This is a genomic window from Streptomyces sp. NBC_01171 (genome assembly GCF_045039805.1).
In the GTDB taxonomy this organism is placed as follows: domain Bacteria; phylum Actinomycetota; class Actinomycetes; order Streptomycetales; family Streptomycetaceae; genus Streptomyces.
Map to the genome: position 1 here is coordinate 274,972 of NZ_CP108609.1, position 11,990 is coordinate 286,961.

8 protein-coding genes are annotated in these 11,990 nt (G+C 70.9%); 4 read left to right on the forward strand and 4 right to left on the reverse strand.

Going from position 1 to position 11,990, the window contains the following annotated elements; all coding sequences use genetic code 11:
- Positions 1-13 precede the first annotated feature (13 nt).
- Entirely contained in the window at positions 14-1,774 is a 1,761-nt protein-coding gene (locus OG448_RS01260; protein WP_405550799.1) for an FUSC family protein, read from the reverse strand.
- 315 nt (positions 1,775-2,089) lie between these two features.
- On the opposite strand from OG448_RS01260, the gene OG448_RS01265 reads away from it, so the two are divergent.
- A complete protein-coding gene (locus OG448_RS01265) occupies positions 2,090-3,025 on the forward strand; it encodes a LysR substrate-binding domain-containing protein (RefSeq protein WP_391296431.1) in 936 nt (311 codons plus the stop codon).
- A 45-nt stretch (positions 3,026-3,070) separates the two neighbouring features.
- On the opposite strand, the gene fdhD is transcribed toward OG448_RS01265, so the two are convergent.
- From fdhD to OG448_RS01280, 3 genes are all read right to left on the reverse strand, one after another.
- Entirely contained in the window at positions 3,071-3,907 is an 837-nt protein-coding gene (gene fdhD / locus OG448_RS01270; protein ID WP_399565836.1) for a formate dehydrogenase accessory sulfurtransferase FdhD, read from the reverse strand.
- Positions 3,908-4,016: 109 nt separating this feature from the next.
- Complete coding sequence (locus tag OG448_RS01275; RefSeq protein WP_405550801.1) at positions 4,017-5,195, reverse strand: MFS transporter; 1,179 nt, start codon at positions 5,193-5,195, stop codon at positions 4,017-4,019.
- A gap of 167 nt (positions 5,196-5,362) precedes the next feature.
- On the reverse strand, positions 5,363-7,663 hold the full coding sequence (locus tag OG448_RS01280; protein ID WP_405550803.1) for an FdhF/YdeP family oxidoreductase: 2,301 nt from the start codon (positions 7,661-7,663) through the stop codon (positions 5,363-5,365).
- Positions 7,664-7,979: 316 nt separating this feature from the next.
- On the opposite strand from OG448_RS01280, the gene OG448_RS01285 reads away from it, so the two are divergent.
- The 3 genes from OG448_RS01285 to moaA all read left to right on the forward strand — a co-directional run bounded on the left by OG448_RS01285 (position 7,980) and on the right by moaA (position 11,979).
- Positions 7,980-9,545 (forward strand): cytochrome ubiquinol oxidase subunit I, encoded by a 1,566-nt coding sequence (locus OG448_RS01285; protein ID WP_405550806.1) that lies wholly within the window; start codon positions 7,980-7,982, stop codon positions 9,543-9,545.
- Between the two features lie 23 nt (positions 9,546-9,568).
- Entirely contained in the window at positions 9,569-10,597 is a 1,029-nt protein-coding gene (gene cydB, locus OG448_RS01290; RefSeq protein ID WP_405550807.1) for a cytochrome d ubiquinol oxidase subunit II, read from the forward strand.
- 326 nt (positions 10,598-10,923) lie between these two features.
- Positions 10,924-11,979 carry a GTP 3',8-cyclase MoaA gene (moaA, locus tag OG448_RS01295; RefSeq protein ID WP_405550809.1) on the forward strand — a complete coding sequence of 352 codons (1,056 nt, stop codon included), beginning with the start codon at positions 10,924-10,926 and terminating at the stop codon, positions 11,977-11,979.
- Positions 11,980-11,990: the final 11 nt, after the last annotated feature.

An 11,990-nucleotide genomic window follows, 5' to 3' on the forward strand; every position in this document is an offset into this window, starting at 1 on the left:
GAGCCTTTGCGGCTCACGATGGTCGAGCCGTTCCGGGGAGTCTGCGGCCCCGGCCGCGTCTGGCGCGGTCGTCGGCGAGCACCGCCCGGCTGAGCCGCCCCAGCAGGTCGTACGCCCGGTGCTCGGCGGCGGCGATGGCGGCGGGGTCGACACCCGTGGGCCGCAGTTCGCCGCTCGCGGCCTCCTTCGCCTCGTACAGCTCGACGGCGGACGCGGCCAACTGCACCTGGGCCACCCGGCGCCGGCCGGCCGTGCTGCGCAGGGCGTGCTCGGCCTGGTCGGAGACGACCGTGCACAGGTGCAGCGCCTCCCGCATGCGGACGGCGGCCCGGCCGTGCACCAGGAGCAGGGCGCAGACCAGGCCGACGCTGATGCCGATGCCGCTGCCGATCACGCGGTCGTGCAGCAGCCGGGAGGCGGAGACGGGCGAGGAGAGTTCACTCAGCAGCAGGGCGAGCGGGGTGAGGAAGACGACGCCGAGCCCGTAGTTGCGGGCGACGACGTACTCCAGGAAGAACTCGAAGACGATGATCAGGCAGATGATCGCCACCGGGCCGGGGTGCAGGACGAGGACGGCGCTGGTCAGCAGCAGGCCGATGGCGGTGCCGAGGGTGCGCTGCACGGCCCGCTGCATGGTGCTCCACACGTTGATGGAGTGCAGAACGGCGGCGGCGGAGATCGCGGCCCAGTAGCTGTGGCCGACGCCGAGGAAGAGGGCGATCCCGCCCGCGGCCGCGGTGCCGACGAAGGTCCGTACGGCGGTCGGCAGGAAGGCGGCGGCCCGGCGGCGGCGCCGTCCGCGCGGCCTGGCCGGTCTCCTCTCGGCGTGCGCGGGCGGGGCGGGGGGCGTCGGCGGCCGGGTCTCGGGCGGGGCGGGGGTGACGGTGGCGGGGCGGCCGGGCGCGCTGTCGCCGGGGTGGGGTTCCAGCAGTTCCTCGGGCAGCGGGAGCAGGGTGTGCCAGCGGCGGTCGGAGAGCATCCGCGCCTGTTCGCGCAAGTGCCGGGCGACGACCTCGCCCTCGGCGTCGCGCCAGGTGTCGGTGGTCAGCAGGGCCCAGACGTAGTCGGCGGAGTAGCCGGGGGCGGCGGGGCGGCCGGGGGCCCGGCGGGTGAGGCCGAGGACGCCGTCACCGTCGTCGGGGTCGCTGAGCGCGTGGTGGGCGCGCAGGGCGGCGACGATGGCCTGGTGGCGGGCCTTGGAGGTCTCGATCGGCCCGGCGGCCTCCAGGGCGCGGGCGAAGCACTCGAGGGCGTCGGCGAGCGCGAGCCGCTGGAGCCGCTGCGGCTGGAGGGAGTTGGGCAGGCACACCAGCCAGGCGATGGCCGCGCCGAGCGCGGTGAGCGCGGTGTGCGGCAACACGTCGGCCAGGGCGGGCGTGCCCTCGGCGGTGATGGCGAAGGCCACCAGGATCAGTACGGCCCCGAGGCCGCGCAGCCCGGCGTAGTCACAGCCGAACTTGGCGATTCCGGCGACCGCGGCCATGCCCACCACGGCGGCGAGTCCCTGGTTCCAGGGGCCGGAGGGGCCCACCCAGACGGCGAGCAGCGAGCCGAACCCCACGGCGGCCGTCATCGCCAGGGCGACCAGCGCGAGCACCCACAGCCGGCTGCGGCGGCGCAGCGGGAGGCTGCGCTCGAAGGTGATGGTGAAGGCGCCGAGGGCCGGGAAGACGGCGAGGTTCGGGTGGCCGAGCAGCACCAGCGGCAGGGTGGGCAGCGCCATCGTGAGCGCGGCCCGCAGCGCGAAAGGGAGCGCCCCGCTGACCTTGGCCATGGTGAATGAGCCACGTGGCGAGAGAACACGGGTTAGTCCAGCGATGAGCTGAGAGGTGTTGCCGCGGTCCATAGATCACTAACTCTAGCAAATCGGGGAGGGCCAAGTACCCTCGCGCATTACACTCGGTGAATTGCCGGGCAATCCCGAAGGGAAGTCCGGAATTGTGTGAATTCGCATACGGTCTTCACGCCGTGGAAGTGGCCCCCAAGCCCTCTCCGCCCGGCCCGGAGACCGCCGGGGGGGCAGGGGCCCGGGTCGGGCGGGCCGCTGCGCCGATTGGCTTTTCGGTCAGCGGTCGGGTACACCCATGACGTGCTGTTTCGCCAACTCGAATACCTCGTCGCTCTCTCGAGGGAGCACCATTTCGCCCGCGCCGCCCAGGCGTGCTCCGTCTCCCAGCCCGCGCTCTCCGAGGCGATCCGGAAGCTGGAGGACGAGCTTGACGTGCCGTTGGTCCGCCGCGGCCGCAAGTACGAGGGGCTCACCCCGGAGGGCGAGCGCATCGTCGTGTGGGCGCAGCGGATTCTCGCGGACCGTGACGCGCTGCGGGACGAGGTCGGTGCCCTGCGCTGCGGGCTCAGCGGCCGGATGCGGATCGGCTCGGTGCCGACCGCGTCCGCGGCCGTCTCGCTGCTGACCGGTCCGTTCTGCACGGAACATCCGCTGGTCACCGTGGAAGTGATAGCGGATCTCCAGTCGGAGGACATTCTCCGCCAGCTCCAGAATTTCGAGATCGACGCCGGAATCACGTATCTGCCGGAAGAACTCTCGGGGCATTTCCACGCCATTCCGCTCTATGAGGAACGTTATGTGCTGCTGATCACCGCGGCCGACGGCCTGGCGCATCGGTCGACGGCGACCTGGGCGGAGGCCGCCCGGCTCCCGCTGTGCCTGCTGAACGAGTCGATGCAGGGCCGGCGGGTGCTGGACGACGTGTTCGCCAGGGCCGGGGCGAAGCCGACGCCCCGGGTGGAGACCGACTCCGTCGCCGCGCTGTTCGCGCACGTCAGGACCGGCCGGTGGGCGAGCGTCGTGCCGCACGCGTGGCTGCACGTGTTCGGTGTGCCGCACGGCATGCGGGCGGTGCCGCTGGTGGAGCCGGACTGGACGGTGCCGGTGGGCCTGGTGACGACGTCCCAGCAGCCGGGGTCGGTGATGGCCCGCGCGCTGACCGAGGTCGCCACGGAGACGGACGTGGCCGCCGCCCTGGAGCGGCTGCCCGGCGGCCCCGCGCTGCCGCTCGCGTAGCACGGGCCCTGGCCGCGCCCTCTCGGGCGCGGCCGCCGGCGCGGGTCAGGCGACGGGCTGCGGTTCCAGGCGTTCGGCGCCGGTGTAGACGTTCATCGAGTCGCCGCGCAGGAAGCCGACCAGGGTCAGGCCGCTCTCGGCGGCGAGGTCGGCGGCGAGCGAGGACGGGGCGGAGACGGCGGCGAGCATAGGGATGCCGGCCATGACCGCCTTCTGTACAAGCTCGAACGAGGCCCGGCCGCTGACCATCAGGACGCAGCCGCGCAGCGGGAGCAGCCCGGAGCGCAGGGCGTGTCCGACGACCTTGTCGACGGCGTTGTGGCGGCCCACGTCCTCGCGCAGGCAGAGCAGTTCGCCGTCGGAGGAGAAGAGACCGGCCGCGTGCAGGCCGCCGGTGCTGTCGAACACCTTCTGGGCGGCGCGCAGCTTCTCGGGCAGGGTCGCCAGCATCTCCGGGCTCATGCGCAGCTCGTCGTCGGCGACGGACCAGGCGGCGACGGTGCGTACCGCGTCCAGGCTGGCCTTGCCGCACAGGCCGCAGGAGGACGTGGTGTAGAAGTTGCGTTCCAGGGAGGCGTCGGGGGCCTCGACACCGGGGCCGAGGACGACGTCGACCACGTTGTAGGTGTTGCTGCCGTCGTCCGTGGCGCCCAGGCAGTAGCGGATGCCGGCCACGTCGGTCTCGGCGTGTGCGACGCCCTCGCTGACCAGGAAGCCGGCGGCGAGGTCGAAGTCGTCGCCGGGGGTGCGCATGGTCACCGTGAGGGGGCGGCCGCCGACTCGGATCTCCATCGGTTCCTCGGCGGCGAGGGTGTCCGGGCGGTGCGAGGACGCGCCGTCGCGGATGCGGAGCACTCGACGCCGCACGGTCACTCGTCCCATGGTCTTGTTCCTCTCCTCGGGCTCCGGGCCGGGGGTTGTCGTCGCCGCTGGAGCCGGTGTGTGCCGGTTGGTTGGGGTCGGCGGCCGGGCCGTTGCCGGGCCGCCGGGGTCAGGGAAGGTGCCGGCGGCTGTGCCACGCGGTGATCATCAGGCACAGTAGGCCGATGGCGGCCAGACCCGCCAGCAGGGCGGGGTAGGGGGCGGCTCCTGCGGTCACGGCGAGCAGCAGTGGTGTGAGAAATCCACTGTAGGTGACACCGTGGTACAGGGAGAGGGCGGAAGGACTGGCGCGCGGCCTGGTCAGCCGTTCGATCTCGCGCAGTCCGGAGGCGAGGGTGAGTCCGTACCCGGCGCCCAGGAGGACGGCGGCGAGCAGTACGAGGCCCGTGGAGCCGTGCTGGACGGCGAGGGCGCTGAGCAGCAGGCCGCAGATGACCGTCGCCATGGCGGTGAGGGTGGCGCGGGCGCTGTGGGCGTGGTCGATGCGCTCGGCGAGCGGCTGTACGGCGAGCCCGGTGAGCAGGGTCAGGGCGGTGACCAGTCCGCTGAACAGGGGCGCGTAGCCGGAGGTCCGTTCGGCCACCAGCGGGGGCAGGACGACATAGGCGACGGTGGAGGCGGCGAAGACGGCCGGGCCGGCCGGGAGCACCACGCGGACGAAGCGGGGGTGGGTGACTGCGGGCGGCCAGGGCCCGTCGGGGTCGTCCCGTACGGGCGGTGGCGCGGTCTCCGGTGTGCGGCGCAGTGCGAGGAGGGCGGTGAGGGCGAGCAGGCAGTGCAGGAGGCAGGGCAGCAGCAGGGGGTGCGGGAACCACTGGGCGAGGACGCCCGCGGTGAGGGCACCGGCGGCGAAGCCGGAGCCGGCGGCCCAGGTGACCCGGCGGGCGGCGCGGGCGGGCCCGGCGGTGGCGGACAGTTCGCGCAGCCAGGCGCTGCCCACCGAGAGCAGGAGTCCGGCCGCGACGCCGGTGGCGAGCCGGCTGGCGTAGACGGCCGGGCGGAAGTGGGCGGCCGCGGCCAGCAGCGCGCTGGCGGTGGCGGACAACAGCAGTGCGGGCAGCACCACGCCGCGGCGTCCGAGGCGGCCCGCGGCGAGGGCACCGGTGAGCAGCGCGGGCAGGAAGCCGGCCAGGTAGGTCGTGAACATCAGGGCGACCTGGAGGGATGGCCAGTGCTCGCGTGTGCGGTAGACCGAGGAGAGCGGGGTGAACTGGTTCGCGCCCCATCCTGCGGCGAACACCGCGCCGGCCGCCGGGAGCCAGCCGTGCGCGGTGCGGGAAGCGGGCATGCCGTGAAGTGCCTTTCTGTACGCGTGGATCACGCGATTGGGCAACGGGGTGGCGCGGGGTGCGGGTGGCATCCGCGGATGGCCCGGTCCCGCCGGGGAAGCGGGTACCGGGCCATCCGCGGTTCACCTCCCCTCCCGGACCGTCGGGAGGGGAGTCGGTGGCCGGATCAGCCGGCGAGGCCGGGAGCCGGGATGCGGGACGGCTCCAGCCGGATCAGCACGCCCTTGGAGGTGGGGCAGTTGCTGATGTCGGCGACGCTGTCCAGCGGGACGAGCACGTTGGTCTCCGGGTAGTACGCGGCGGCGGAGCCGGGGCTCGTCGGGTAGGCGACGACCTTGAAGGACTCGGCGCGGCGCTCCTTGTCGGTCCACACGCTGACCAGGTCGACCATGTCGCCGTCCCGGAAGCCGAACTGCTCCAGGTCGGCCGGGTTGACCATGACGACGCGGCGGGCGTTGTGGATGCCCCGGTAGCGGTCGTTGGGCGCGTACCAGATGGTGTTCCACTGGTCGTGCGAGCGCAGCGTCTGGAGCAGCAGGTGGCCGGCGGGCACATGCGGCATCTCGAACCGGCTGGCCCAGAACTCGGCCTTGCCGCTCGGGGTCGGGAACGTGTCGCTGTTGACCGGGCTCGGCAGGTTGAAGCCTCCGGGCTGCCGGATGCGCTCGTTGAAGTTCTCGAAGCCGGGCACGACGCGGGAGATCCGGTCCCGGACCTTGTCGTTGTCGGCCTCGAAGCTCTTCCACGGGATGCCGTACTTGTCGCCGAGCGTGGCGATCGCCAGACGGCTGATGATGGCGACCTCGCTGAGCAGGTACTTGGAGGCCGGGGGCAGCTTGCCGTGCGAGCGGTGGACATCGCTCATGGAGTCCTCGACGGTGATCCACTGCTCGACGCCGTTCTGCATGTCCCGGTCGCTGCGGCCCAGGGTGGGCAGGAGCAGCGCGGTGTCGCCACAGACGGTGTGGGAGCGGTTGAGCTTGGTCGAGATGTGCGCGGTCAGCGAGCAGTTGCGCATGGCCTGCTCGGTGTACTCGCTGTCCGGGGTGGCGCGGACGAAGTTGCCGGCCACGCCGAGGAAGAACTTGGCCTTGCCCTCGTGCATCGCGCGGATGCCCTGTACGGCGTCGTAGCCGTGGTGGCGGGGCGGCTCGAAGCCGAACTCGCGGCCGAGCGCGTCCAGGAACTCGTCGGACATCTGCTCCCAGACGCCCATGGTGCGGTCGCCCTGCACGTTGGAGTGGCCGCGGACGGGGCAGACACCGGCGCCCGGCTTGCCGATGTTGCCGCGCAGCATCAGGAAGTTGACGATCTCGCGGATGGTGGCGACACCGTGCTTCTGCTGGGTCACGCCCATCGCCCAGCAGACGATGGCGCTCTTGCTCTTCATGACCCGCTCGTGGACCTCCTTGATCTCGTCCAGGGTCATGCCCGTGGCGAGGAGGATGTCGTCCCAGGAGATCTTGCGGACGCTCTCGGCGAACTCCTGGAAACCGCGGGAGTTCTTCTGGATCCACTGGTGGTCGAGCACGGTGCCCGGCGCGGCGTCCTCGGCGTCCAGCAGCAGCTTGTTGAGGCCCTGGAAGAGGGCCATGTCACCGCCGGCGCGGATGTGCACGAACTGGTCGGCGATCTGGGTTCCGTTGCCGATCACACCGCGCGCCTTCTGCGGGTGCTTGAACCGCATCAGGCCGGCCTCGGGGAGGGTGTTGACCGCGACGACCTCGCCGCCGTTGCGCTTGGTCTCCTCCAGCGCGGCGAGCATGCGCGGGTGGTTGGTGCCGGGGTTCTGGCCGACCAGGAAGATCAGGTCGGAGTGGTGGATGTCGTCCAGCGAGACGCTGCCCTTGCCGATGCCGAGCGCGGCGCCGAGACCCCAACCGGTGGACTCGTGGCACATGTTGGAGCAGTCGGGCAGGTTGTTGGTGCCGAACGCCCGGGAGAACAACTGGAGGAGGAAGGCGGCCTCGTTGTTCAGGCGGCCCGAGACGTAGAACATCGCCTCGTCGGGCGAGGTGAGCTGCTTCAGCTCCTTCGCCAGGACCTCGAACGCCTTCTCCCAGGTGATGGGCTCGTAGTGGGTGGCGCCGGGCCACTTCACCATGGGCTCGGTGAGCCGGCCCTGCTGGTTGAGCCAGTAGTCGGACTTCGAGTCCAGCTCGGCGATCGAGTACTGCTGGAAGAACTCACGGGTGACGCGGCGCGAGGTGGCCTCGTCGTTGATGTGCTTGGCGCCGTTCTCGCAGTACTCGTTGAAGTGCCGCTTCTTGTCCTCGGGCCAGGCGCAGCCGGGACAGTCGATGCCGTCGATCTGGTTGATGTTCAGCAGCGTGAGCATGGTGCGCCGCGGGGAGGTCTGGCTGAGCGAGTACTCCAGCGCGTGCGTCACGGCCGGGACACCCGTCGCCCACGTCTTGGGAGGCGTGACCGTCAGTTCGTCGATCGGGTCCTCGATGCTGCTGCTCATGGTGTGTCTGCCTCTTTCGTGAATACGAATCCCGCCGAACGGCATTTTCTTTGATTCCGCGAAGGAAAGTCAAAGAGGCCGTATCGATCACGCGATAGGTACCGCTTATCTTCCGGTTCCGCTCGCCTTCCGAAGCATCGCACATTTCCCTGCACGGCCGTGACCAGGCACAACGCGGACGGGGCAGGCACCCATCGGAGCGAGGATAACTACCGCCTATTACCCGATCGACCGCCCCTCTTTGACTCGGCCGGGAAATTACCCGACGCTGGCCGACGGACAGCAATCGAGAATTCACATTCGGGAGAGACCTGCCGTGTACCTGGCATTGGCCCCGGACACCATCGCACGATGGCAGTTCGGGATGACCACCGTCTACCACTACCTGTTCGTGCCCCTCACCATCAGCCTGGTGGCGATCACGGCGGGCCTGGAGACGGCGTACGTCCGCACGGGCAAGACGAAGTACTTCCACGCCACCAAGTTCTGGGGCAAGCTCTTCCTGATCAACATCGCCATGGGTGTCGTCACCGGGCTGGTGCAGGAGTTCCAGTTCGGCATGAACTGGTCCGCCTACTCCCGCTTCGTGGGCGACGTCTTCGGCGCGCCGCTCGCCCTGGAGGCCCTGCTGGCCTTCTTCTTCGAGTCGACCTTCATCGGACTGTGGATCTTCGGCTGGGACAAGCTGCCCAAGAAGATCCACTGCGCGTGCATCTGGATGGTCTCGATCGGCACGATCCTGTCGACGTACTTCATCCTCGCCGCCAACTCCTTCATGCAGAACCCGGTCGGCTTCAGCCTGGACAAGGCGGCCGGCAAGGCGCATCTGACCGACATCGGCGCGGTGCTCTTCCAGAAGCTCAACCTGGTGGTGGTCGCCCACACCCTGACGGCCGCGTTCCTGACCGGCGCCGCCTTCGTCATGGGCATCTCCGCCATCCACCTGTGGCGCGCGGCCCGGCTCCAGCGCCGGGGCCGGCCCACCGACCTCAAGCAGGTCGCGGCCATGCGGACCTCGCTGCGGCTCGGCCTGGTGCTGGCCGTGATCTTCGGTCTGGGCACCGCGATCAGCGGTGACAAGCTCGGCGAGGTGATGTTCGAGCAGCAGCCGATGAAAATGGCCGCCGCCGAGGCGCTGTGGGACAAGGAGGCGCCGGCCCCCTTCTCCGCCTTCTCCGTCCCGGACGTCGCCCATCAGCGCAACAGCGTCGACGTCCAGGTCCCCGGCCTGCTCTCCTTCCTGGCGCACAAGGACTTCCACTCGGCCGTCCCCGGCATCAACGACACGGCCAGGGCCGAGGCGGCCGCGTACGGCGGCTCACCGGCCGAGTACATCCCGAACGTCCCCATGACGTACTGGGGTTTCCGGGCGATGATCCTGTTCGGTATGACCTCCTTCAGCCTCGGCGCGGCCGGACTCTGGCTGACGCGGCGGAAGTTCTGGGTCGCCCCCGAGCACCGCACCGGCTCCTTCGACGTGCCCCGGCTGATGCTCACCAAGAACCGCGAACTCGGCGCGATGGCGAGCGGGCTGGCCTGGCGGGCCGGCATCTTCACCCTGGCCTTCCCGGTGATCGCCAACTCCTTCGGCTGGATCTTCACCGCGATGGGCCGTCAGCCCTGGGCCGTCACCGGCCTGCTGCGCACCGTGGACGCGGTCTCCCCGAACGTCTCGCTCACCGAGCAGCTCATCACGCTCATCGGCTTCAGCCTGCTGTACATCGCGCTCGCCGTGGTCGAACTCAAGCTGCTGGTGAAGTACGCGGGCGGCGGACCGGTCACCTCCGAGCGGCCACCGCTCAGGGACATCAAGCTCGGCGGAGACTCCACGCTCGAAGGCTCCCCGAGGGACGCCGACAAGCCGCTCGCCTTCGCCTACTGATCAGTTAGAGAGAGTCCGGAACCGTGCATCTCCATGACCTCTGGTTCTTCGTCATAGCCCTGCTGTGGGTCGGCTACTTCTTCCTGGAGGGCTTCGACTTCGGCGTGGGCATCCTGACCCGGGTGCTCGCCCGCGGGGAGACCGAGCGCCGCGTCCTGCTCAACACCATCGGCCCCGTCTGGGACGGCAACGAGGTCTGGCTGGTCACCGCGGCCGGTGCGACCTTCGCCGCCTTCCCCGACTGGTACGCCACGATGTTCAGCGGCTTCTACCTGCCGATGTTCGTCATCCTCATCTGCCTGATCCTGCGCGGTGTGGCCTTCGAGTACCGGCACAAGCGCGACGGTGAGCGCTGGAAGCGCAACTGGGAGGCGATCGTCTTCGTCACCTCGCTGGTGTTGGCCTTCCTGTGGGGCGTGCTGTTCGCCGCCATGGTCCACGGCCTGCCGATCGGCGCCGACCACGAGTACCACGGTGGCCTCGCCGAACTGGTCCAGCCGTACGCGCTGCTGGGCGGCGTGACCACGACCGTGCTCTTCACCTTCCACGGCGCGGTGTTCGCCTCGCTGAAGACGGTGGGCAGCATCCGGCACCGGGCGCGGCACCTGGCCCAGACCGCCGGTGTGCTGACCGTCCTGCTCCTGCTGGCCTTCCTGACCTGGACCCAGGTCGACACCGGCAACGTGCGCAGCCTGGTCGCGGAGGCCGTCGCCGTGCTCGCGGTGCTGGTGTCGCTGGGCTTCAACTTCGGTGCCCGCGAGGGGCGGGCGTTCGTCGCCTCCGGGCTGAGCGTGGTGGCGTCCACGGCGATGCTCTTCCTCGCCCTGTTCCCGCAGGTGATGCCGTCCAGCCTGAACGCGGCCTGGAGCCTGACCGCGACCAACGCGGCCGCCGGTTCGTACACGCTGGGGATCATCACCTGGGTCGCCGGGTTCGCCACCCCGCTGGTGCTGCTCTACCAGGGCTGGACCTACTGGGTGTTCCGCAAGCGGATCGGCGTCCAGCACATCCCCGTCGCCGCCCACGCACCGGTCCACCGCGTAGCGCCGTGAACACCCGACGCGCCATGACGTGCCGCGCCCTGCGCCGGCTCTCCCGTGCCCGCGCCGAGCGCGCGGGCCGGGGGGCGGCGGCCGACGGCGTGGCGATGTCCGGGGGCCGGGCCGCCGACCGTGATGATCATCGGAGTGTGTCCCGGCCGCGCCGGCGTCGCGGACGCGTCGCGCCGCGGCCCCGCCTGGTGGAGCCGGGCGGCGTCCCCGGCGCCGGGCGGCCGGTGCGCACCGCACGTCCATCCGGAGCACGCCACAGCCTCCCGGTGCGGGGAGACCGCACACCGTACGACCGCCGACCGGCAGCACAGGAAGAAGGCAGGCCCGTGTCCCGACCGCTCACCGACCAGCACAGCGACCCCGCCGTCCCCGGTACGCGTCGGCGCACCGCCCCGAAGCCCCTGGTGGACCGCTTCGGCCGCGTCCACACCGACCTCCGCCTGTCCCTGACCGACCGCTGCAACCTGCGCTGCACGTACTGCATGCCCGCCGAGGGCCTGGCCTGGCTGCCCAAGGACGAGTTGCTCACCGACGACGAGATCGTCCGCCTGGTCGACATCGCGACCGGGCGCCTGGGCATCACCGAGGTCCGGCTGACCGGCGGTGAACCGCTGGTGCGCCGGGGCCTGCCCGGTCTGATCGCCCGGCTGTCCGCGCTGGAAACGGCGCCCGAGCTCTCCATCACGACCAACGGCATCGGGCTCGCCCGTACCGCCGTCGCGCTGCGCGAGGCCGGGCTCGGGCGGGTCAACGTCAGCCTGGACACCCTGCGCCCGGAGCGGTTCGCCGCCATCACCCGGCGCGACCGGTTCCCCGACGTGCTGGAGGGGCTGCGCGCGGCCCGCGCAGCCGGGCTGGACCCGGTCAAGGTGAACGCGGTGCCGGTGCGCGGGGTGAACGACGACGAGATCGCGGACCTGACCGCGTTCGCCGTGGAGAACGGCTACCGGATGCGGTTCATCGAGTCGATGCCGCTGGACGCCCAGGGCGCCTGGGAGCGGGAGAAGATGGTCACCGCCGCCGAGATCCTGGACCGTATCGGCGAGCGTTTCACCCTCACCCCCGTACCCCGCGAGGACAACGCCCCGGCCGAGGAGTGGCGGATCGACGGAACCGACTCCTGCGTGGGTGTCATCGCCAGCGTCACCCGGCCGTTCTGCGGCAACTGTGACCGGGTACGGCTCACCGCCGACGGGCAGTTGCGCAACTGCCTGTTCGCCACCAAGGAGTCCGACCTGCGTGCCCTGCTCCGCGCGGGCGCCGACGACGACGCGCTCGAGGCCGCCTGGCGCTCCTGCATCGCCGTCAAGGGCCCCGGCCACGCCATCAACAGCGAGGACTTCCGCCGTCCCGACCGGCCCATGTCGGCCATCGGCGGCTGAGTCCCGTACCG